General features: G+C 55.3%; 14 protein-coding genes. 3 read left to right on the top strand and 11 right to left on the bottom strand.

Annotated elements, in window-relative coordinates; all coding sequences use genetic code 11:
• Window positions 1-25 precede the first annotated feature (25 nt).
• The 3 genes from QWI16_RS07640 to QWI16_RS07630 all read left to right on the top strand — a co-directional run bounded on the left by QWI16_RS07640 (window position 26) and on the right by QWI16_RS07630 (window position 3,181).
• Window positions 26-1,753, top strand: a complete 1,728-nt coding sequence (locus tag QWI16_RS07640; protein WP_302712203.1) for a proline--tRNA ligase — start codon at window positions 26-28, stop codon at window positions 1,751-1,753.
• A gap of 70 nt (window positions 1,754-1,823) precedes the next feature.
• Window positions 1,824-2,333 carry a lytic transglycosylase domain-containing protein gene (locus QWI16_RS07635; RefSeq protein WP_302713153.1) on the top strand — a complete coding sequence of 170 codons (510 nt, stop codon included), beginning with the start codon at window positions 1,824-1,826 and terminating at the stop codon, window positions 2,331-2,333.
• A gap of 23 nt (window positions 2,334-2,356) precedes the next feature.
• Window positions 2,357-3,181: a polysaccharide lyase gene (locus QWI16_RS07630; protein ID WP_302712202.1), complete on the top strand. Its 825-nt coding sequence runs from the start codon at window positions 2,357-2,359 to the stop codon at window positions 3,179-3,181.
• 223 nt (window positions 3,182-3,404) lie between these two features.
• Here QWI16_RS07630 and QWI16_RS07625 read toward each other — a convergent pair whose 3' ends face one another.
• The 11 genes from QWI16_RS07625 to QWI16_RS07575 form a co-directional block, all read right to left on the bottom strand.
• Window positions 3,405-6,014, bottom strand: coding sequence for a glycoside hydrolase family 3 protein (locus QWI16_RS07625; protein WP_302712201.1), 2,610 nt, complete (start codon window positions 6,012-6,014; stop codon window positions 3,405-3,407).
• A 347-nt stretch (window positions 6,015-6,361) separates the two neighbouring features.
• A complete protein-coding gene (locus QWI16_RS07620; RefSeq protein ID WP_302712200.1) occupies window positions 6,362-9,427 on the bottom strand; it encodes a TonB-dependent receptor in 3,066 nt (1,021 codons plus the stop codon).
• Window positions 9,428-9,790: 363 nt separating this feature from the next.
• Entirely contained in the window at window positions 9,791-10,489 is a 699-nt protein-coding gene (locus QWI16_RS07615) for a DUF6445 family protein (RefSeq protein ID WP_302712199.1), read from the bottom strand.
• A gap of 50 nt (window positions 10,490-10,539) precedes the next feature.
• Entirely contained in the window at window positions 10,540-11,571 is a 1,032-nt protein-coding gene (locus QWI16_RS07610) for a cupin-like domain-containing protein (protein ID WP_302712198.1), read from the bottom strand.
• A 27-nt stretch (window positions 11,572-11,598) separates the two neighbouring features.
• Window positions 11,599-12,333, bottom strand: coding sequence for a SapC family protein (locus tag QWI16_RS07605; protein WP_302712197.1), 735 nt, complete (start codon window positions 12,331-12,333; stop codon window positions 11,599-11,601).
• Window positions 12,334-12,478: 145 nt separating this feature from the next.
• Entirely contained in the window at window positions 12,479-13,198 is a 720-nt protein-coding gene (locus tag QWI16_RS07600; RefSeq protein ID WP_302712196.1) for a DUF6445 family protein, read from the bottom strand.
• Complete coding sequence (locus QWI16_RS07595; RefSeq protein ID WP_302712195.1) at window positions 13,198-14,772, bottom strand: tryptophan halogenase family protein; 1,575 nt, start codon at window positions 14,770-14,772, stop codon at window positions 13,198-13,200. Before QWI16_RS07595 ends, QWI16_RS07600 begins: the two co-directional genes overlap by 1 nt.
• Window positions 14,769-16,253, bottom strand: a complete 1,485-nt coding sequence (locus QWI16_RS07590; protein ID WP_370659923.1) for a tryptophan halogenase family protein — start codon at window positions 16,251-16,253, stop codon at window positions 14,769-14,771. Before QWI16_RS07590 ends, QWI16_RS07595 begins: the two co-directional genes overlap by 4 nt.
• A gap of 153 nt (window positions 16,254-16,406) precedes the next feature.
• Entirely contained in the window at window positions 16,407-19,646 is a 3,240-nt protein-coding gene (locus QWI16_RS07585) for a TonB-dependent receptor (RefSeq protein WP_302712194.1), read from the bottom strand.
• 679 nt (window positions 19,647-20,325) lie between these two features.
• Window positions 20,326-21,810, bottom strand: a complete 1,485-nt coding sequence (locus QWI16_RS07580) for a tryptophan halogenase family protein (RefSeq protein ID WP_302712193.1) — start codon at window positions 21,808-21,810, stop codon at window positions 20,326-20,328.
• Between the two features lie 63 nt (window positions 21,811-21,873).
• Window positions 21,874-23,424 carry a tryptophan halogenase family protein gene (locus QWI16_RS07575; RefSeq protein ID WP_368045286.1) on the bottom strand — a complete coding sequence of 517 codons (1,551 nt, stop codon included), beginning with the start codon at window positions 23,422-23,424 and terminating at the stop codon, window positions 21,874-21,876.
• Window positions 23,425-23,455 lie beyond the last annotated feature (31 nt).

Raw genomic sequence — 23,455 nt, 5'->3', positions numbered from 1 at the left:
CATTATAGTAACTAAGAAACAGCATATGCGCTCCAGCCGATTTTTAATAGCCACCCTGAAAGAGACCCCCGCCGATGCCGAAGTCATCAGCCATCAGTTGATGCTGCGCGCCGGTATGATCCGCAAACTGGCCTCCGGGCTCTACACCTGGCTCCCACTGGGACTAAAGGTGCTGCGCAAGGTCGAGCGCATTGTCCGCGAGGAAATGGACAAATCCGGCGCCCAAGAGGTACTGATGCCAGTGGTCCAGCCCGCCGAATTGTGGCAGGACTCCGGCCGCTGGGAGCAGTATGGCCCCGAGCTTCTGCGCATCAATGACCGGCATCAACGCGACTTCTGCCTTGGGCCGACCCACGAGGAAGTGATTACCGATCTGGTGCGCAACGAGCTCAACAGTTACAAGCAACTGCCGGCCAACTTCTATCAGATACAAACCAAATTCCGCGACGAGATTCGCCCGCGCTTCGGCGTGATGCGCTCGCGCGAGTTTGTCATGAAAGACGCCTACTCGTTTCACACTTCGCAGCAGTGCCTGCAGGAGACCTACGATGTGATGCACGGCACCTATTGCCGTATTTTTGATCGCATCGGCCTCGCTTACCGGCCAGTGCTGGCCGATACGGGCTCTATCGGCGGCGCTTTCTCTCACGAGTTCCACGTTCTGGCCGCCAGTGGTGAGGATGCCATCGCCTTTAGCGACAGCTCCGATTACGCGGCCAATATTGAAAAAGCCGAAGCTTTGCCGCCCACGGCCGCGCGCCCCGCTGCCCAGCAAGCGCTGAGCGAAGTAGCCACACCCGGCAAGCACTCAATTGCCGACGTGGCTGAGTTTCTCAAGGTGGAAGCGAGCGCGACAGTAAAAACACTGATCGTGCTCGGCGAGGCGAACGACAATGGCGCACAGCCTTTGATTGCTCTGGTGCTGCGCGGTGACCATGAGCTCAACGACATCAAGGCCGAAAAACTGGCGGGCGTGGCATCACCGCTGAGCTTCGCGCCGGAAGAGCGAATTGTCAAAGAGCTGGGCGTCGGACCCGGCTCGATCGGCCCCATTGGTTTGTCAATTCGCACTATAGCCGATCACAGCGCCCTGGCGCTGGCTGACTTTGTTTGCGGTGCCAATAAAGACGGCTACCATCTGACTGGCGCCAACTGGGAGCGCGATCAACCCCTGCCTGAAGCAGCCGACATACGCAATATCGTCGCCGGGGATCCTAGCCCCTGCGGCCAGGGCACACTTGAAATCAAGCGCGGCATAGAAGTGGGTCACATCTTCCAGCTCGGCACCAAATACTCCGAGGCGATGGGCGCCAAGGTGCTGGACGAGAACGGCAAAGAGCAAACTGTGATCATGGGTTGCTACGGTATCGGCGTCACCCGGGTCGTGGCGGCCGCCATTGAACAAAACTATGATGAGAATGGTATTGTCTGGCCCGACAGCATTGCCCCCTTCCAACTGGCGATTGTGCCCATCAATATGCACAAGTCGGAAGAGGTTGCCCAGCTGTGCGAGGAGCTCCACCAGGAGTTCTCACAGGCCGGTATTGATGTGTTGTTTATGGATGAGAAAAATGCCCGCCTCGGGGTTCTGCTGGCCAACACCGACTTGATGGGCATTCCCCATAGGATCGTTATCGGTGAGCGCGGGCTCGCCGCCGGCACGGTTGAGTACAAAGGCAGACGCGACAGTGAAAAACAGGATATTTCCGTTTCCGATATTCGCCGGTTACTGCAAGAAAAGCTTGGCCTTTGATCGGCTCTCCAGCTCGATCTTGGCGCTGGTGCTGCTGTGCAGTGCAGGCGCCGGCGCCGAGTCCGCCAATATGCTTAGCCCGCTACCGCAACCGGTGGACAGCGAGCTTCGCACCCTGCTGAAAAGCCACGTCGAGCAGGCCGACAGCTTTACCGACCGCTTCGATGCCGAAGCCTGGCTTATGCTGATGGACGGGCGGCTAAAGCGCTATATCAAAGCGCCGGATCAGCGTTTGTCATTCTTGCGCTCGGTGCACAGAGAAGCCACGGCCGCCGGCCTCAAGCCTGAGCTGGTATTGGCAGTGATTGAAGTGGAAAGCCACTTTGATCGCTTTGCCATTTCCTCTGTCGGCGCCCAAGGCGTTATGCAAGTTATGCCTTTTTGGAAAAGCGAAATCGGCCGCTCGGAGGACAACCTCACTGACATCGATACCAACTTGCGCTACGGCTGCATTATCCTCAAACACTACATCGATGTGGCCGATGGTCACCTGGCGGAGGCCCTCGCACGCTACAACGGCAGTTACGGCAGCTACCGCTATTCCGCCAAAGTCATGGAAGCCTGGGACAACTGGCGCTAATCTTCCCCACTCTGGAGCCAAATATGCGTAAATGCATTATGGTTTTACTGTTTGCCGCCAGCGCCCCCTGCTGGAGCCAAGCTCACGACAGTCAGGTCATCAGACAATTCGGTTTTAGCGATCACCAGTGGCTCGAAACGTTCAATCCTCCTTGGGAAACGAGGAGCGAAACCGTTAAAACCGTCACCACCGCTGACGCCCCGGGCGCAGATACCTCCCTGCACATCGACTACCCCGCTGGCGCCGTTGGCCCCCGTGAAGGCGGTGTGCAGTTTCCTATCGTTTTCTCCCGCCTTCAGGGCGCGGGAACACTCTACACCGGTCTGACGCTGGAGTACTGCCTGAAATTCAAAGAGGGCTTCGACTTTGTCAAAGGGGGGAAATTGCCGGGCTTGATGGGCGGCGAGGATTCCTGGAGCCGCTCGGGCGGGCAGCAGCCCGACGGCAGCAATGGCTGGACGTTGCGCTATATGTGGCGCGAGCAGGGCAAGGCCGTGATCTATGCCTACCTACCCCCCTCCCCCAACGGCCGCTATGGGAATAAGACCTGGGGGCAGGATTTGCCACTGGGCAAATCCTTTGTCCCAGGCCAATGGCATTGCCTGAAACAACGGGTGGTGGTCAACGATATCGGCCGTGAAAACGGCGAACTGCACGTCTGGTTTGATGGCGAAAAAGTGCTGACACTGTCAGACATCACCTACCGACTCGCGGACACACCCGCAGGCAAAATTGGCGGAATTCTTGTCTCCACTTTTCACGGTGGCAATACCCAAGAATGGGCCCCCGCTCACGATTCCCACCTACTGCTGAATAACTTTGCGATTTCCAGAGGTGAGACCGACTGAGGAGGTCGAGCACCCTCGTTCACTGCTGGGTAAGAGCGCCGCGCATTTCCTTTAACAATTTCTAGTGGGTCTGTCGCTGCTCGGAACTACGAGTAGCAGCGGCCGATAACGCCAAACAAATCTGCCTCTGCCCGCAAGGCGCGACAAACTGACCTCTTGCAAACACCAGGCACAAAAAAGGCCGCCCGAAGGCGGCCATGAGGGAGAAAAAGCGCAATAACCTTTACTGATTCTGGCAGTTCACCAAAGCACTGGCGGCTTTGTGTTTTTCCAGCCGGACATTGGCAAAGCTCATATCCAGTTCACCCTCTGTGTAAATCGTGAAGGGGCGAATCACCTGGGTAATAAACTCTTCCTGCGGTTGCGACAAACCAAAGTTGGCGCCCGCAGTGGGGAAGCAATTAAGGTCGATGGAGACCGTCTGCCAGCCAGTACCATCGAGGTGCTCACGCATACCCTCGGTCATCTCAATATCGGAGGCGCAGTAAGAGCCGCAGCCCAGACGCAAATACGTTGTTGCTGTAGGCGCCTTGTCCACCTTGATGTCAAAAATCAGGGCTGCCTGGTCGGCGAGGTATTCTGACCAGTCCTGACGCTCATCGACAAACAAGGCCACATGACCCGGACCCTTACCATTCCAGACCGCCTGGCGAGCGTCTTCCTGCTCGTTGCGATCCACCGCGGTCACCGTCACGGTAGAAGTAGAGACTGACTTGCTGTCCATGACCACGCGATCGTTTTCGGCGCCCACCACTTCAATCCCCCAGGGATCGATAGGTCGGCGGTTAAACAGTGTCAGTACATCGCTGGTTTCGGTTTTCTTCAAGCCTTCCTCAGAGAGGTTGTCACCCAGGGTGTCGGTATCGGCGTAGGTCAAACCAAAGCCGTAGGCAAACAGCGGATCGTAATCCTCATCACCCACATTCAGGGGCACCTGATCCGGGCGCTTGGGCCAAGAGAAGGAAAGCTGGCCACTCATGTCGTGGTTGATTTCACCGGCGTTGTTGCGGAAGATTACATCGGCGACACCGCCACCTTCGGTGCCGGGCTGCCAGATCACGACAAAGGCGTCGGAAGCGTTCAGCTCACGATTAACCCACAACGGCCGGCCGGTAATAAACAAAGATACGACCGGAATGTCCTGCTCCTGCAGGGATTTGAGCATTTCCAGGTCGCTGGTATCGCCGCGGCCGTAGGCCAGGTGCGGCACATCGCCCTGCATTTCAGCGTAGGGGTCTTCACCAAAGACCACAATGGCCACATCCGGCTTGCTGGCAAAGCTGCCGTCTTCGCTCAGCTCGGTGTTGCCACCGCCGGCTTCAACCGCTTCTTTGATGCCGTCATAAACAGACTGGGCGCCCGGGAAATCCGAGTTCTTGTTGCCAGTGCCCTGCCAGGAGATTGACCAGCCGCCGGCTTGCTTACCGATATTGTCGGCGCCATCACCGGTAACCAGTACCTTCATGTCGCGCGATAAAGGCAAGAGACCATCGGTGTTTTTCAGCATCACCAGAGACTCGCGCACGGCCTGACGGGCGATCTCTCGGTGCTCTGGCGCGCCCAGAAGCTCCGCCTTACCGGCGAGCGGACGGGACGATGGCTTGCCAGCTTCAAACAGCCCCGCACGCACTTTAACTCGCAAAATGCGGCGCACGGCATCGTCGATGCGGCTCATGGCGATCTCGCCATCTTTGACGTTTTGCACCGTATTGGCAAAGAGCTCTTTCCAGTCGGGATCCGGCGCCATAAAAATATCCAGGCCAGCGTTGACCGAGGCGGGGCAATTGGTAGCTGTGCAGCCTTTCACAAAGCTGTGGCCACTCCAGTCTCCCACGACCAGGCCATCAAAGCCCATCTGCTCTTTCAACACATCGGTCAGCAGATACTTGTGCCCGTGCATGCGAATGCCATCCCAGCGGGTAAAGGAAGCCATGACCGCCTGCACCCCCGCCTCAATAGCGGTGAAGTAGCCGGCGCCGTGAACATCGCGAAGGTGAACTTCATCACCGGTGGTGTCACCGCGGTCAATACCGTCTTTGGTACCGCCGTCACCGATAAAGTGCTTGGCGGTGGCGATAATACGGCCCTCGCCCATAAACTCGTCACTGCCGGGCTCGCCCTGCAGGCCGCGCACCATTTCCCCGGCGTAATCACCGACGATTTCCGGCCCCTCGGCCCAAGACTCGTAGGTTCTGCCCCAGCGCTCATTGCGCGCGACGGCCACGGTGGGCGAAAAGTCCCAGTCAATACCGGTCACCGAAAGCTCACGAGCCGTGGCCCAGCCAATCTGCTTGAGAAGCTCGGGGTTGTGGGTGGCGCCCAGACCAATATTGTGCGGAAACAGGGTGGCGCCAATCACGTTACCCACCCCGTGTACGGCATCGGTACCCCACATAATGGGAATGGCCGCGCGGCCACCGGAGGTATCCACAGAGGCCTCGTAATAAGCGTCGGCCAGGGCAAGCCAGTCTTCAACCTTGGCGTATTTATCAGCATTCGGGAAGGAGCCACCGCCGTTCAGGACCGAGCCTATATGGTATTTTGTGACGTCTTCAGGCGTCAGATGGCGAATTTCCGGCTGAATCATCTGGCCGACTTTTTCTTCCAGGGTCATTTTTGCCAGCAGCTGCTCTACCCGCTCCTCTACGGCGGGGTCTTTTGCCACCTCGCTCTCAATGCGCGGCCACTCGACGGCGCTGGCCTGACTCGGCTGGGGCGTGGAGGCGGCTTCGGCCTGGGAGGCGTCTTCTGCCTTTTCTGAAGACTGGCACGCGGTCAATGCCGCCAGTATCGCGCCTGTCATGGTCAGGCGCTGGAGTGACTTTATCGCCATATCGGCTCCTTATAGCTCTCGTTATTGGTACGTGGAAGGTCACGCGCACGGGCGGAGCTTACGCTCACTGATATCATCGAGGCGACCCACATCCTGAAATAGCACAAAGTGGACTCTTACAATTGATCATCGCTGCCCCAAACTGGGTTATTTTTATCCAAACAGTGTTTGGGCGTGCCGCTCTCGGCCATTGATCCGGGCAAAACACTGGGCGCAAGCGGGGCACTGCTAGCGCTGTCAATTATAGCAGCATGGTGCCCTTTCAGGGGTAAGTCGGGTAAATTCCAAGGGGTGAAGTCAAAAAAACGCCCTCCGTAGAGGGCGTTGTCAAAGTCGACACAAGCGAATCAGAAGCGGGCGCGTACCCCCATGGTGTAGCGCGGTTCGTAGTAGTTCTGGAAGGCGTACTGATCTTCAAAGCCCAGGTAGTAGTTTTCGTACTCGCCGGTAACATTGGAGCCGGAGGCGTAGAGCGTGATGGCCTCGGTAATGTCGTAACTGGCAGACACGTCTACGTAGGCAGCCGCCTCCTGATAGAGGTTTAGAGCACCCCAGGCCCCGCCACCGAGCGCCGCCAGGCGCTCACTGCGGTAGTTGTAGGCAATCCGAGCCTGGAACTTATCGCCCTGGTACCAGGTGGTCAGGTTGAACTGGTGCTCGGAGTTATCGGGGAAGAGGTTCTTCTCACCGAAGATATCGTCACCCGACCCCTCGCTGGGCGAGTAGGTGTAGTTAGTGTCGATACCGAAGTTACCGATAAAGCCATCCATAAAGTCGCCAAAAGCGATTTTCGCGGCCAGCTCTGCCCCTTCCAGAGTACCGCCCTCACCCTGCACCAACGTCGTGATCGGCACCTCGCGGCGGATGACTCCGTCTGCGTCGGGCTGCGGCATTTGCACCGTGGTGGATTCAGTGAAGCTGTCTATCTCCACCTTGAATATCGCGGCGCTCAAGACACTGGCGGCGCCCGTGTACCACTCTACCGAGAGGTCGTAGTTGGTGGAGCGCCAGGGGTCCAGCCCGGGGTTACCCGCCAGAGACCCGCCGCTGACGATAAACTGCCCCTGGGTCGGGCTGCCGGCCTCGGTGTCGATGGTGGTGTTCAGGGTCAAGCCGTCACCGTACTGATTCAGATCCAGCGGCACCATGTTCTCACCGTAGGCAAAACGCAGTACCAGCGAGTCATTGAACCAGTAGCCAAGGTTGAGCGTCGGCAGCACATCGGTATAGTCACGGCGGGTCACCAGATCACCGGTGTCCACGTTGGTATTACCGTAATCTTTCTGTGGGCCGGCGATGTTTTGCTTGACCACCAGCTCGGTTTCCACCACGCGCACACCCAAGTTACCTTGGAAGCCTCCGGCCTCGAAATTCGCCTGAGCAAAGTAAGACAGCTCGTCCATATCCACATCAAAGGTGCTACCGGGAATCACGTGCTTGCTGGTCGAGCCAAACACACGATTGTGGAAGGCCTCGGGGTCGTCGTAATCGGCCGGATCCACCGCCCACATGCCGGGAATGCCGTTCACAGGGCCAAAATCCGTTACCCAGATAGCGTTGTTGTACTCGTTAAGCCCTACGTACGGCAAAACGGTGTAACCGACAAAGCTGTCCTCAATCTCGTAGCCGTTGAGTGTGCCCGTAACCATTTCACCTTCTTGGCAGGGGCCGGCGTGCAGCTGAACATCGGTGGCCTTCCACTGAGCCTCGCAGCCATTTTCATAGAAGGGCGAGAATAAGTTATAGCGCTCGAACTCCGCCGTGCGCTGACTGGAGCGAATGCCCACGTCCACGCTGGTGATAAAGCCCTCATCGAAACGGTAGTTACCTTTCAGGCTAAAGGCTTGCAGGCTGCCCTCGGAGTTTTCATTGTTCTCCGAGGAGAAGGCACCGACGTTGTAGCTATCGAGGTTGGCCATGTAGTCGGCGATGGTGGCGCCACTGCCAAGTCCACCGGCCAGCGGCCGGTCAAAGCCACTCCAGGTGGGGTGCTCGGTGGTCGTGTCGTAGGTGATCTGCGGGTTTTCACTGTAGCCCAGCGGATTGATGGTTTTAAAGCAACCGCCCTGATCACCCAGCACCAGATCACCCGCCTCACAGTAGCTGGCCGGGAAAAAGCCCGGTGGGCGTCGATCATCCAGCGCTACATAACCTTCGGAGGTTGGATCATCGTTAATGGACCAGGTGTAAGGGTTAATGCCAGTGGTCGTGCCATTGGTCAGATCCCCCTCGTTGTAGCCGTGACGCTTCTTGCGCTCTGCCTCGCCCATTACGGCGCGGAAGCTACCGGTAAAGGCGCCGCCGTTGTCGTAATCGAGCTGCAGATTCAGGTTGTTGGATGAGGACTCAAACACATCGTTTTGGGTAAAAGACTTAAGCCTTTTCGGCGAAAGCTCTGCCGATTGCCAAGAGTAGAATTCGCCGCCGTCGATAGTGGTGCCTGTCGCTCGCTCCTGGGTGGGCACAAACCAGTTATCACCCTGCCACTTGTTGGTCGCGCTCATTCCCACTTTGCGGTTGTACTCGTCCTGATCGGTGTAAAACCAGTCGGCGGTAAAAATAAAACCCTCGCCGAGGTCAGCCTGGAAGGACGAATTAACCCCCAACCTCTCACGCTCAGTTACCTGATTCCAGGCGGAGAAACCCTGGGAGCCAACATAGCGACGCCCCAAATCCTCCTGCCCTACCGCCGTATCGGCAAAGCGACTGGTCCAACCCGCGTCGCCGGGAGACCCAGTGTTAATACCATTGTACGAGTTGGACAGATTCACATTGGCGTAGCTGGCGGCCAGCATAAAACCCACGTCTTCATTCTGCCAGTTGATCAGACCGTTGATAAAAGGGTCGGTTTTTTCGGTTTCGGTGCCATACTGCGCTTCGACGCCGCCCGCGAGGGTCAGCCCCTCATCAAAGTCAAAGGGGCGGTAGGTTTTCAGGTCAATGGTCCCGGTAATACCAGTGTTGCCCAGGCGAGCAATGGCCGATTTGTAAACATCCGCGCCCTTAAAGAGCTGTGAAGGAATGTCACCAAAGTTCGGCTGAGTGGATACTACCGAGTTGGCGCCCAGATATTGTTCGCCGTTGAGCTGGGTAATGACCTGGGGCAAGCCGCGAATGTTCACCGATGACCCTTCACCAGCGGAGCGGCGAATCTGAATACCGGGAATGCGCTGCAGGGAGTCAGAGATGGTGGCATCCGGAAGCTTACCGATATCCTCCGCCGATATCGCATCGACCACGGCATCGGCATCGCGCTTGATATTGACCGCTGTTTCCTGAGCAGCGCGAACGCCGCGAACCACCACCTCTTCCAGCATGGCCTGCTCCTGCGCCTGGGCGTAACCACCCGTCAGAGCGCAAGAAGCCACAGCCGAAGCGATGAGTTTTCTTCTAAAGCCTGTTTTGTTATTCATGGAGCTCTCCTTTTATTATGAGTTGGAATAAACCTATTCCAGTGCGCTGAACCCGTGCCACCGCCCAAGGGCATGGTCGCGACAGCCGGGCCTTCACCTGCAAAGCAAGCGAATTTATGGGCCAATACACCCTTTGATCCTCCTGCCAGAAAGTGGGGCAAATCGACCAACACAAGCATCTATAGAGGTCACATACACCCAAACTGTAATCGGATACAAATCTCTAAAGCATTATTTAAAGGCCGGAAGGATCATAAAACCTTATTTAATGGCGGCCGAGTGTAACCCATTACATTTGCACTTGTAAAAGATTAATGCGCCATTTAGTGGCACTTTTGAGACAACGCAGGTTAAAAAGGGGCGCTAACGCAGGGCGGCCACGAAGCTGTTGAGGGTCAGCCGACCGCTACGTGGGTCCGCATCGGGAAGAAAGCGCTTATCGATACAACCCGAATGAAGAGAGTTTCCGCGGTAAATCAATATCCGGTTGTACAGGCCCTCGCGCCGTTCGATTTGCTCAAACTGCGGCGAATCGCCATTGATATAGCTGGGCGGGGGGGCGGCAGAGCCTCGACTCTCAGCCTCCAGGGCCTGAAAGTACGTCGCCTTGCGCGATTCATCCAAGGTTTCAAAACCCGTCGCCTTGTGACGGTAGAAAGCCGTGCCGCCATAGGGCTGCTGAAACAAATAGTGGACCGTGGCAAAGCCATCGGGGCCCAGGGTATCGACATGAGGAATACGCTGCGCCAGCACCAGCTGCTCTGGCGGTGTGGTTACCAGCGAGTAGTGGCACATCATCAGCCGAAAAGAGCGAACACAGGCATCAAAGTGCTCGCGCAGCAGCCCAGCCAACTGACTCATGATAAAGTCCTGATAGGCGCGCGGAGCCACCGCGCGCAGGCCCGGATAAGCCATACCTGCAGGCGCATAGTGAGCACCGGCGGCCTGCTCTACCAGAGAGTCGGGCTTATCAATAAACTGATCAATCACCAGCAGCTTGGCCCCCTCGCGCCCAAGCGTGACCACCTGAAGTTGGCAATGATCGTGTTTTTCGAAAGTCATAACACCGTCCGTGTTCTGCACCTATCAGCGCCGCGCGATAGACCTATTGATCAGCGATTCAGGCGGTTGATCAGCCAGGCTCTCAGTTGCCTGGCCCTCGCATCGTCCAGAGGCGCCAACTCACCGCGGGCGTGCTCCGGAATATGCTCACGTGAAGCTTCCACATCGCCGAACACATAGTAATCAAAGACGCTGCGCCAGGCGCGGCGCTCGTGTTCCGGTCTGTCGCGCAGACTGAGCAAAGCGTGCTTGAGCACATTCATGGGGGTTCCCATAAACGCCGGTGAGGTGTTCCACCAGTAGTTGATCATCACGTTAAAGCGATCCAGCCCCTCGACCTGATGCCACCACATACTGGGATAAAAAAGCGCATCGCCGGCCTCCATATCCGCCACCTGCCCCACTTCAATCGCCTGACGGAACTTGGGAAAGCGCTCAAAATCCGGATTGGAGAAATCCACCAGGCTGATCGCCTGACCACCAGGTGTGGGCTCCAGTGGCCCTGGGTAGAGGTTGTCAATTTGTTCGGGAGGAAACAGGGTAAAACGTCGCTTGCCCACCACGCAGCAGGCCATGTTATTGGGCGCATCATAATGCGCTGAAATCAACGAGGGATTGCCGAGCCAGATGCTCGCCAGCGGCGTATTCTCGGCAAACATCGGATGGGTAAACGGTAAGTCGTTCTCGGCGCGAAACCCCGGCAGGCAAGCGTCTATAGTCGTCGAGCCCACGTACCGCGACGGCGGACGCTCATCATCCATGTGCTCGCCGATACTGTCGAGCATTTCGGTCAAAGGCACACGCCGGGACTCAAAATTAAACCCGGTAAAGGCCTCGTTGTATCCATAGCGACCTTGAACTTGCGGCCCGGCCCAGTAGGAGCCCACCGTTCGGCCGTTATAAAAAGACTTGAGATAGGCCATAGCCTCGCGGTGTGACTTTCGAGCCGCGTTGACCAGCCCCCAGTCTTGCACCAGCCCTTTTAAAACGACCGGCTCTTGGGCGCGCATAAGATCCTCGTAGGGCACGGTCTGCGGCGTCACACCCTCAAGCACACGGGTCTTTTTTTGTATTAACGTCATGATGACTAGACTCTTAATATCGGAAGATCAAGCCCGCTGCGCCAGCCTTTTACGTCTGAGCTCAATCAGCGTTTTAATGTTTGTCAGTGAGGCCTTGATCAGGTAAGCCCCTTCCAGAAAGCCGGCGCGATTCAATTTCACCAAAGTGTCGCCGTCGAGTGCAGCAAGCCTCTCATCGCTGACTGTGTAGAAGTTGCTCAGACTGTACTGCTCGTCTTGACTGACCTGAATATTCAGATTGACCGGCTCAATCAACTCAAACTCCGCCAGCGCCTGGTACATAGCCGCTGCGTAGCTCATGCCACTGTGAATGCCATTGAGCACTGTGACTATGCGCTCGAGATAAGGCGAGTTGCCCCCGTGCTCCAGAAAGACGGCTTCGCCCTCGGTGTCATTGACCCGGGGATCGTCCATATCCACATGAATGACCGCTTCGCGGCGGACCTCACCCTCGACTTCTTGCTCCTGAAAGCCAATTAAAAAAGGGCCGCGCGCCATAATCGCTGGTACGTAGCTGGCCTGCCAGCCCCCGTCTTCCAGAAAAAGATTATCGTTCTTCGCGAGCCCCAGCAGCGCGACGGCCTGAAAATCCCCGGTGGTATCATCCTTTCTTAGCAAGATGGGATATTCGCGCTGCACGTCTGCAAACTCAGTCGGGAAGGTCAATACGGCGCTGATATTATCCCCGTAATCGGGGCTGTGGCGGGTAATGACTTTCAGGTCTTTGTGGGCAATATTATTGAGCAATACATGCTTAGTCATACTTGATTTCCGTCAACTGTCTCTCGGCTTGTCGATATTATTGAATTGTGGTGCCATTTAACCACACCCCCCCACTCAAAAAAAGCAACGGCAGACACCGCTCAAACGGATAAATCGGACAATTAAAATAGCGTCAGCCAGATGGCTAAGTGCCGGAAAACTCAATAAAGGTAGTGACGGTCAGGCGGCCAGTGGCAGGGTCAGGATCGAAGCTGTAGTCTTGGGGCAAGACACCCGAGTGAAGGCTGGAACCGCGGTAGAGCACTAGGCGATTAAAACGCGCTGCAAACGCGTGGATCTGAGTAAAAGCATCTGTGTCGCCGTGAATATAGCCGGGTGGATAACCCTGCGGGTCGGCAAACTGTTGGTGTATCGCCGCCATGTAGGGCTGGTAGCGCTCGGCATCCACATATTCAAACCCCGTGTTGCGATGCCGGTAAAGAGCTGTGCCGCCGCCCTCGTCTGCACCCAGATAGTGAATGGCGGCCAAGCTGAGCCTGGAGGGGGCATCAAAGTGCGGCAGACGCTGATACAGGCTGAGCGACTCCGGCGCCTGAGTGACAATAGAAAAAGTCGACACCGCCTTTTTTACGTGCCTCGGGTGAAAGCCGAAATAACGCGAGATATAACCGCTGAGATTTTTCGCCAGCGCCACGGTGTAAATAAGAGGTACCGCCGCGCGAATGCCTGGGTAATAACTATCGGCCGGTGCGAATGCGCCATGCTCTACTGCATAGGCTTTTAGCCGCTCTGCCCCCTCGATGAAATTATCCACCTGGATATAGGGCTCGCCCTCAAGGCCGGCTTGCCCACACTGAATGCTCACATTGGGGGCAATCGACAAAATGCTTTCATCAAGATTCATCACTCACGCCGCAAACCAGTCTTGCAAATGTTACGAATAAGGTCGCGATTTTTCGGCAAATGCTGCGCGTAGCGCTCTGCCAACTGCTGTACCTCGGTCCTGATTTGCGCAAATGCCTGATCGCTGCTTGAGCGGCGACTGGTTGCACGCGCCTGGGTAACAAAGCGCATACCGTAGAGAATGTACTGCCAACTTGCCGCTGGCAGCATTTCCTCTGCCAGCGGAAAATCATGCTGATTGGGTACCTGCCTGCTCCAAAGTTGCAAGTACTCTTTAAGAGTATCCGGCACACTCGCCTCGTCGGCGCAGTCGCGCCAATAAGCAGTGTCGGTTCTCTGGGTCAATACATACTGCAGTTTGAGAAAGTCGATGGTAGTGCGCCAATAATAAGCAAAGCGCTCGTTGAACCGCTTTTCCACAATACCCATTACCTCGCGGCTTGCCGGCAACTCTGCGCTGATCATCCGCGCAGAGGCCTCAATCATCACTAGAGCAGTCGCCTCTAGGGGCTCGACAAAACCGGCCGACATGCCGACGGCCACACAGTTTTTATGCCAGAACTTTTCTCTAAAGCCCGGCTCGTAGCGCAGCTCACGAAACTCGACTTGCTCTGCCCGCTCTCGCCCCAACGACAGGGCGATATAGTCTTTCAATTCAACAGAAACCTTATCCGAACCAATATAATCGCTGGCGAAGACATAACCCACGCCACGGCGAGAAGGCAAACCAATGTCCCATATCCAACCATTGCTTCGGGCAGTGGCGACCGTATGGGAGGCTATTGGACTGTCTTCCGATGCGTAGGGGATCTGGGCGGCCAAGGCCCGATCATTAAAAATCACATGCTTTTGCGAACAGTAGCCAACGCCAAAGTGCTGACCAATCAGCTTGGCCGATGCACCCGAACAATCCACAAACAAGTCAGCTTCAATACGCTGACCACCGGAAGTGATCAGCGCCTGAATATCACCGTTCTCGGCAGACTCCACCTGGGTGACTTCATCGACCACATGGGTCACTCCTAGCTTTTGCGTGCAGTGTCGTGTTAGAAACTGGCTCAGCTTTGCGGCGCTGAAATGATAGGCGTAGTTGGCAACTGAAGCATATTCAGGTGTTTCCAATTGCTTGGGGGCAAGACCGCGTTCGCACAAATGCCCTTGTACGCAGGTCGCGCCGACAAAAGACACCTGATCTTTGATTTTTAGCCAGGGAGACACTAAATCCAGCTGATTAAAACCGCGCGGCAGCTCAAGCGGATGGTAGTAATAATCGTCTTCAGTGTTGTCCACCCAGCCGACAAATTTGATGCCCTGCTTGAAAGAGGCATCGCATTCGCGGAAAAAGTCCGTTTCAGATACGCCCATGCGCTTGAGCGTCAGGCGCATACTGGGCCAGGTCCCCTCTCCTACACCCAAAGGCGCAACATTAGGTGACTCAATCACCGTCACTTTTAACCCATCGGCTTGATGGGAGTTGTGGTCCGAAGCGAGCACCCCCGCCGTGATCCAGCCCGCAGAACCACCTCCTAAAATCACCAGATGCTTAACTGCCGCTGCAGATGCCTGAGTTGTCATATCATCTCCGCTTTGCAGTAGTGATCGATGAACTCCTGATGCGAGGGCATCCTCGACACTTTCTGGGACACTTCGTTTTCCATTGCCTGCAAAAAAGCCTTGAGCTCTTCATCAGGCATTTGATCGACAATGGGATGGTAAGTCTGCGGAACGATGCGCTGACCGATCAACACCTGCGTCCAGGAATCCACCTGAAACAGTTCTTTTTCCTGCAAGGGCATAGCGCCGGTTTCCCGGAACAGTCGAATACGATGTGCCAATGACTCGGGAATCTCCATATCCCGACAATAGCGCCAGAAAGCGGAGTCGTCCCGCTCAGTCGCATGATAATGTAAAACAATAAAGTTCCTGACACGGTCCATTTCTTCACAGTACTGGCGGTTATACTCCTCCACGGCGGCACCGTCGAATGTGCCATTGGGCACCAGCTTCATCAAACGCAAAATAGCGGACATGGCTAGATGAATCGAGGTCGACTCCACAGGCTCCAGAAAACCCGCCGCCAAGCCTACGGCAATACAATTTTTACTCCAGGCCTTTGTGCGCCGGCCCGTTTTGTAACAAAACGCCCGCGGTTCGGTAATGGCCTTGCTTTCTAGATTTGCCATTAGCGTTTCTAATGCCTGCTCGTGGGACACATAGCGACTGCAGTACACAAGACCATTCCCCACCCGGTGTTGCAAGGGTATGCGCCACTGCCAACCAAAATCGTGGGCAATCGCCTGGGTGTATGGTCGGGGCGGACCAGCCTTTTCCGTTTGCACCGCAACCGCCGAGTCGCACGGAAGATAATGGCCGTAAGGAAGGTAGGAGGTATTGAGTGCACCCTCAATCAGGCGAGCCGAGAATCCGGTGCAATCGAGAAATAAATCCCCCTCAACCTCTTCCCCCGAGCGCATGGTCACGGAACGAATGTTACCCGAGGCAGGATCAATATTGACGTTGTCAAAAATACCCTCTACTCGCTTCACGCCGTGTTTCAGGGCATGCTGTTTTAGATAGTTGGCGTAAAGGCCCGCATCCAAATGATAGGCGAAGTTTAGACCGTGCTCTTTATAAGCCCACATTTTTCCGGCCCTAGCCGCCATTAATTCCGGCGAGTAAACCCCGAATTGATCGGCCAAGCCCTTTTGCTTTGCCGCCACCCAAAAATGCTGAAAATCGCAAGCCCAGCAGTCTTTACCCGTGACTCCAAAGGAGTGAAAGTAGTTGTCGCCTTTACGGGCCCAGTTAATAAACTCAATGCCCAACTTGTAGGTGCCCTGAATCGACGTAATCAGATCCAGCTCATCGATACCCAGCAGTCGATGAAATGTTCGCAGCGGCGGTATCGTTGCCTCGCCAACCCCAATACGACCAATTTCCTCGGACTCGATCAGAGTAACCTCAAAAACGCGGTCAAAGAGTTTACCGAGAGCTGCCGCCGCCAACCAACCCGACGTTCCGCCACCGGCAATTACCAGCTTTTTCTTAGCTATCAAAACCTAAAACCTCGTGAAGCGCCAGCCATTGACAACGCCGTTCGTCAGGCGTCGTTTTTATATTTTAATGACACAATAGCGTAAATAAGCAGATAAAAAATGCCGCCCCGAGGGGCGGCATTCATAATACTACACTCTTTCTAAACGGTGTGCTTAGAAGGTGTAGCGAGCCGAGAGTGCATAACGAGCCCCGAGAATATCCATACGCAACACTTGCTGTTCAGTACGAGCATAGTTACGTGAATCTTCTTCCGTCAAGTTAAGACCTTCAAACGATACCGTAAAGTTATCGTTGATGGCGTAACTGACGTTCAGGTCGATTTGCGAGTAGTCTTCGGTATGACCGGGTTCGTTGGCAGCGTCTGTCGTGCTATAGAGGAAGTTATCACGCCAGTTGTAAGCCAGACGTCCAGACCAGTCATTTTTCTCGTAAATCAACACCAGGTTGGCGGAGTCACTCAAACCGGTCAAAGCAAACTGACTGGCCGTCGGGCTGCCGGTGATGTCATAGGAGATGTCACCATCAACAATGGTGTAGTTGGCTTGAACACCGAAGCCGCTTTCGCCAAAGAAGTGCTGAACCGCAAGCTCCCAACCATCCAGAGTGGCAGACTTGCTACCGACCGGGAAGTTCACGTTTGCCGTGTAGGTCGGATCCATGTACTCACCTTCGGAGACAGCCACCAAGTCGATGTTGTCTTCCCAACCGGCAGTGCCTTCATATTCCCAGGCGTCATAGGGGTCGCCACAAGAAGCCGAGTTGGCCGCTGTTTCGCCCTCTTGGTTGTAGGCCTCGATACAGGCACCTGGCACCAGGTTCATGGACGCAATCATGCGGAACAAGCTTTGTTGGTTCACTGGAATTCCGCGGCTGTTCAACTCGTCAATCGCAGCCTGTGCACGCGGCCCGTTGGTGGGGTCGAGTACCGGGTTGAGCGTATTTTCTGAGTTAAGCGGCGTTGGAGTAACCGAGGTACCCACAAAGTTCGGTACATCTTTATAGAAGTAACCGATAGACGCGTAACTTGAATCGCCGTAGTACCACTCCACAGACAGGTCGTAGTTGTTGGACTCCAGTGGATCCAGAGCCGGGTTACCGTTTTGCGCAGTACCTGCCATGGCACCGAGAATGGTCGGACCGCCGTTAGGCGCCTGAACACCGTTGATACCCGCCTGCAGGTTGTTGTAAGACGGGCGCGAAATGGTTTCAGAGTAAGCCGCACGGACAATTACGTCTTCGGTCACGCCCAACGACAAGGCAATGCTCGGCAGAACATTGTCGTAAGAACCAGTACCGATTTCAATCGGCGCTGAGGCTACGCTACCGGCTTGGGTGGTCAAGTCGTTGTCGCCCTGCCACAAAATGGTAGACCCTGCCACCTGACCAATCGAAGTGACATCAGTTTCTTCATAACGGATACCAGCCAAGATATCCAAGGGCATATCGCCGATATCGAACTGGTAAGAAGCCTGGATGTAGGCAGCATTGATTTCTTCTTCAATGGTGCGGTTTTCGTTATTGTCCGGGTTGGGTTCCCACTCAAGGCCAACATTAGAAGAGAGGTAGCGACCCAGCTCAGACGTGTCGTGAGCAATCCAGCCAGTGGTAAAGACTTGTGCCATGGCACCGGTATTGTTGCCGTCAACACCCGCCTGATCGAAGAACGCCTGTGCGTCAGAGTCCAGAGTAGTGCTGTAACCGTCGAACAGATCGGCGTAATCCAGTCTGTCCATCATTTCGGGCGGAACATCACCGGGCGTACCCACACCCCAGTTACCTTCAAGCACCTGCTGGTTGAAAGAGTTCAGCTGGCTAGACTCCATTTTGCGGCTTTCGATACCAAAGTTGATAGAGCCCCGATCGCTGAATTCCCACTCACCGTCCAGACGGATCTGATCCATTTCACTGGTAGTGCGCGGGTTCCAGATCTGGCGAACGGTAGAACCCAAATCGCCCACATCCAGCTCATTTTCAACCAAACCGAAGTCGCCGGAACCGTCGCGGTGATCGTCTTCAAACACGCCAACCAGCAAAGGCAGGTCGCCAGACATATCGTAACCTTGGCCGTATACACCCTGTGCACCAAGACCAATATTGAAGTAACCACCGACCATGCCGTCAGCCGGGAGACTTTCAGACTCTGAGTGGTGAGCATCCAAAGTGAAGGTCAGTGTGTCGGTGGCGTTGAACTCGATGTTAATACCGGTCGACTCGAGTGTGTTGTTGAAGCCGCCACCATTTTGGGTAATACCCAGGTCGCGTACCACACCCGTCGGGTTTTCGGCCCAAAGGTAAACCGGTGCAGCGGCTTCTGGGTGACCATCAAACTCAACATCTGTGGTCGGGAAGGTACCGCCGCCAAACCAGAACGACAACTCGGAGCCGTTGATTTTGACTTCCTGCTCAGCACGGGTGTAATCCAAAGTACCCGTCAGGTTTTCCATAGGACGGAACTGCAGAGTCACCTGAGCGTTGTCACGGGTACGCTCGCGATCTTCGTGGTAGTAGCGAACACCCTGAGTGATGTTGGTTTGTTGACCAACGGTGGGCGGGTTAAACACATCCACATCACCAGCGCCAATTGATGGCTCGGAACCACCGGAAACGTAAGGCACGCTCTCAATGAAAGAGGCATCGGTCCAGGCGCCAGAGTAGGCAGAGTAAGAGTTGGTGAACACACCGGTCTGGGCGCTGTCACGCTCTTGATGCGTAAAGGCAACCGAGGCACCGAACATGTCGTTAGACCAGCTCAGGAAGGTAGAGAATTCCGGGGTGATGTCATCGCCTACACGAACAGTGGTGTCGTGCAGAGCCTTGGCACCGACAGTGGCGGTGAAGCCTTCGGTATCAAAAGGACGACGGGTCTCCAGGTTGACCGTAGCACCGATACCACCGGTAGGGATGGAGGCCTGTGCCGTCTTATACACCTGAACACCAGAGACACCCTCGGCCGCAATATTACTCATATCAAAGCCACGGTCGGCGGCTGCGCCACCACCACCACTTTTCGAGATATTGATACGGCTGGTGGGCAGTGCGCGACCATTAACAGTAACCAGGTTAAATTGCGGGCCAAAGCCGCGAACCGTTACCTGATAACCTTCACCGTTACGACGGTCGATCGACACACCGGTAATACGCTGAAGCGATTCGGCCAGGTTGGAATCGGGGAACTTACCGATATCCTCTGCCGAGATCGCATCTACCACGCCGGCAGAGTCGCGCTTGATGTCCATCGCGCGATCCAGAGAGGCCCGGATACCGGTAACCACCACCTCTTCCAGCATAGAGGCGTCTTCCTGTGCGACCGCCACGGTACCTAGCCCGGACATCGCACAGGAAGCCACCGCCGATGCGATCAGCTTGCGTTTAAAGTTACTTTTCTTATACATGAGGCTCTCCTTTATTATCATTGGGAATATGGTTTCGCCACCCATTTAGCGGATACGCGCCAGCGACCCAACCGGCTCTTAACCGATTCGGCAAACCTTGCTGGATTCTTAAACTACCTGAGGCATTGAGCATTACCTTCAGCGCTGTGGTCCGATGGCCACACATTTATCTTTTAGTCCATTTGACTTTATCTGGAACAATGTACGTCATTGCGCAAACGGATTCAACAATTTTTTTACAATGATTTACACGCCGCCAACGAAACTCTAAATGCATTCACCAACCGCCCTTGATATCGGGGCCTGGGAATAAAGGCTTGTCGGGCACCGGGAGTTTAAAGTAGTGATGCATCCTGTCCTCACGCCTTGGGGAAATACACATTCCTTATCATTATTATTGATCCAGCTTTACATTCTTGCGCCACTGCAAGCCAACATTCATGCGCCACTGTCAAAGGTAAACCAAACGAGCCAATGAGCGGATAAAGCTTATAAATAAGAGTAGACAAGAAAAAAGGAAATACAAAAAAATAATCCGCAAAGAAGGCGTTTGTTGAACAGATAACGATAACAGAAGGAAGAGCCGGCACCGGGCAGGCTAAAAACCGACCAACCACTACCCTGTGAGCTCGGCGCTTGCCTACGTGTAAGAAAAGGGAACGAAAGGACTTTTAACGGGCTAGACCAAATCTGACTTGCAATAGCTGTCGATAAACGCCTGGTGGCTGGGCATTTTTTCGACAAACTGCTTCACCGTCTGGTGGTAGCCTTGCATCACTCGCTCAAAGTCCGCCGCCGGAATATTGTCTGTCGCCGGGTGATAGTGTAGCGGGGTCAAACCCTGACCAAGCATCACCTGGTTCCAGGAATTCACGGTGAACAACTCATCGGCAGACCAGAAAATCCGTCCGGAATCGCGGTAGATATCCATGCGGGTTTGCAACGTTTGAGGGACGGTCATTGAGCGGCAGTAGCGCCAAAACTCACTGTCATTACGATCCGTTTGCTTGTAATGCAAAATGATGAAATCCCGAAGATTATCAAGTTCAGCCGATGACTGGCGGTTAAACTCATCAATATCCACCTGATGAAAACCAGTGAAAGGAATCATACGCATCAATCGCACCAAGGCCGACGAAACGAGATGAATACTGGTGGACTCCAGTGGCTCAATAAAGCCACTGGACAGCCCCAGGGCGACGCAGTTTTTATTCCAGCTCTTTCTTCGCCGCCCCGGCTTGAAACCGATTACTCTCGGCTCGTTTAAAGTGCTGCCGGACACATTACGCAGGAGCAGGTCCTGGGCCTGATCGTCGCTCATGTACTTGCTGGCAAACACCAAGCCGTTACCCACACGATGTTGCAGGGGGATACGCCACTGCCAGCCTGCCTCATGCGCAATAGACCGGGTATAGGGCAAAGGCTCGCCGGTGCTTCGCGTTTGCACCGCCACTGCGCGATCACAGAGAAAGTAATGGGACCAGTCTTCGTAACCGGTGTGCAGCGCTTGCTCAATCAAGAGCCCACGAAAACCACTGCAATCGATAAACAAATCCCCTTCTACCTCTGCCCCATCGGCCAGCCGCAACGCCTTGATAAAGCCGTTGTCGTGCAAAACGACCTGTTGAATGGTACCGGCAATACGCGTGACGCCGCGGCTCTCGCTCACCTGACGCAAGTATTTTGCATAGAGCCCCGCATCCAGATGGTAGGCAAAACCCAGACGCGGGTTTTTGGTGATGGCAAATTTCCCTGCCTTCGCAGCCTGCGCTTCGGCCGAATAATCGGCATACTGATACTCACTGCCCTCTTTGCGCGAGCGCAGCCAAAAATGCTGGAACTGCCCCGCCCAAAACTCGCGACCGGTTTCGCCAAAAGAGTGAAAATATTTGTCGCCCAGAGCGCCCCAGTTTTCAAACTCAATCCCGAGTTTAAAGGTGGCATGCGTCGCCCGCATAAACTCCTGTTCGGACAACTGCAACAACAAATGAAAGGTTTGCATGGTCGGTATCGTGGCCTCACCCACACCGACGGTGGGAATCTCTTCCGATTCAACCAGCGTGATGTCAAGACAATGCCCCAACTGCGAGACCAGTGCACAGGCGGCCATCCAGCCCGCTGTGCCACCTCCGGCGATCACCACCTTTTTAACCGCTTGTTCCATTCTCCGTTACACCTAAATGTCTGCGCTTATCGCCAAGTAAGCTTGATATAAAGTCGCAATAAGTTAAATTTTCTTCATGCCATAGCGCGCCACCGCATTCAGTAGTTCACGATTAGTCGGTATGGCTTTTTCGTATTTTTGTCGCTTGCGCTCGTCTTCTTCGAACAGTTGCTGGGCCTTACTTAAATCAACAGACGCCTTTACCGGTGCGCAGGCTTCTCCGGTAAAACCCATACCGTAGAGCACATATAAATAGCTGGCCGCAGGGAAAAGTTCTTCGGTATGCAAAAAATCCCGCGTGTAGGGTGCACGATAACGCCACAATTCCAGGTACTCCAAAAGCCCCGGAGGCACAGTGTCGCGCGCGGTCATATCGCGCCAGTAAGCCGTGTCACGCCGCTCAGACAGCACATAGTGCAGCTTGAGAAATTCCAGGATTCGCTGCCAACGATAGCGGAAGATGTCGTTAAAACGCCGGGCGGTAATCGCCATGGCCGCCTGGCTCTGCGGCAGCTCATCGCGGATCATGGCAACCGAAAGCTCAACAAGCGCCAGAGCCGAGGCTTCAAGCGGCTCGATAAAGCCCGCCGACATGCCCACCGCGACGCAGTTATTCACCCAAAAACGATCACGGTGGCCTGCCTCGATGGTGAGGCTGCGAAAGCTCAGGTCTTTGATCACAGACGCATCCACTGAGCGGCTCAGGTGCGCCACTAGCTCGGCGTGGGCGCTGTCGTCATCGATATGCGCACTGGAATAGACATAGCCCACCCCGCGTCGGGATGACAGGCCGATATCCCAACTCCAACCCGACGAGTGCGCCGTGCCTACGGTGGCGCTGGCAATCGGTGCGTCCTCTTGCTCGTAGGGCACTTGCACAGCCAAGGCCCGGTCATTGGCCGAGTAACGGCTGCAGTCGATAAAGGGCACCTGATAGTGCCCACCCAATAAAAGGCTGTGAGTGCCGGTGCAATCAATAAATAAATCGCCAACCAGATCGCCATGCTCGCGCGTTTTTACCCTGGCGATATCGCCATTGTCCGCACTGATGATCTGCTCCACATGATCGCGAATGTGGCTAACCCCGAGGCGCTCAGTGCAATGCTCGCGCAAGAGCTCACTGAACTTGCCGGCATCCAGGTGATAACCGTAATTCAGGGCGCCGGCGTACTCCGGCATGGTGATTTGCTTGGGAGCCAGCTGACGCTCGCACACCGCCGCCTGTATGCCGGCAATCCGGTCATAGGCTTTATCGGGGTAGCACTGGCGCCACAGCTCGTGCATATCCGTCTCACCAAAGCCCGTGGGCAGGCTAAACGGGTGGTAGTAAGCGTCCGCGGCCTCGCCGGTGCGCCAACCTACAAATTTGGAGCCCTGCTTGAACGACGCGCTACAGCGGGTAAGAAAGGCAGTTTCAGAAATGCCGATACGCTTTAACGTCGAACGCATGGTCGGCCAGGTGCCCTCACCCACACCGATGGTTCGTACATCGGGCGACTCAATCAAAGTCACCTTAATCGGACTCTCTCCCGCACTGTACTCAGCGGCCAACAGGCCCGCACTCAACCAGCCGGCGGTGCCACCGCCGACAACTACAATATTTTTTATCATCATCAGACTGCCGAATTACTCTATCTGATGGATT

The organism is Gilvimarinus algae, from assembly GCF_030518215.1.
Classification (GTDB): Bacteria; Pseudomonadota; Gammaproteobacteria; order Pseudomonadales; family Cellvibrionaceae; genus Gilvimarinus; species Gilvimarinus algae.
This window is presented reverse-complemented; position numbering and strand designations above follow the sequence as displayed.

Coding starts and splice junctions, on each gene's coding strand:
- QWI16_RS07640 (WP_302712203.1), top strand. CDS start 26: ATGCGCTCCAGCCGATTTTTAATAGCCACCCTGAAAGAGACCCCCGCC.
- QWI16_RS07635 (WP_302713153.1), top strand. CDS start 1,824: ATGCTTAGCCCGCTACCGCAACCGGTGGACAGCGAGCTTCGCACCCTG.
- QWI16_RS07630 (WP_302712202.1), top strand. CDS start 2,357: ATGCGTAAATGCATTATGGTTTTACTGTTTGCCGCCAGCGCCCCCTGC.
- QWI16_RS07625 (WP_302712201.1), bottom strand. CDS start 6,014: ATGGCGATAAAGTCACTCCAGCGCCTGACCATGACAGGCGCGATACTG.
- QWI16_RS07620 (WP_302712200.1), bottom strand. CDS start 9,427: ATGAATAACAAAACAGGCTTTAGAAGAAAACTCATCGCTTCGGCTGTG.
- QWI16_RS07615 (WP_302712199.1), bottom strand. CDS start 10,489: ATGACTTTCGAAAAACACGATCATTGCCAACTTCAGGTGGTCACGCTT.
- QWI16_RS07610 (WP_302712198.1), bottom strand. CDS start 11,571: ATGACGTTAATACAAAAAAAGACCCGTGTGCTTGAGGGTGTGACGCCG.
- QWI16_RS07605 (WP_302712197.1), bottom strand. CDS start 12,333: ATGACTAAGCATGTATTGCTCAATAATATTGCCCACAAAGACCTGAAA.
- QWI16_RS07600 (WP_302712196.1), bottom strand. CDS start 13,198: ATGAATCTTGATGAAAGCATTTTGTCGATTGCCCCCAATGTGAGCATT.
- QWI16_RS07595 (WP_302712195.1), bottom strand. CDS start 14,772: ATGACAACTCAGGCATCTGCAGCGGCAGTTAAGCATCTGGTGATTTTA.
- QWI16_RS07585 (WP_302712194.1), bottom strand. CDS start 19,646: ATGTATAAGAAAAGTAACTTTAAACGCAAGCTGATCGCATCGGCGGTG.
- QWI16_RS07580 (WP_302712193.1), bottom strand. CDS start 21,810: ATGGAACAAGCGGTTAAAAAGGTGGTGATCGCCGGAGGTGGCACAGCG.
- QWI16_RS07575 (WP_368045286.1), bottom strand. CDS start 23,424: ATGATGATAAAAAATATTGTAGTTGTCGGCGGTGGCACCGCCGGCTGG.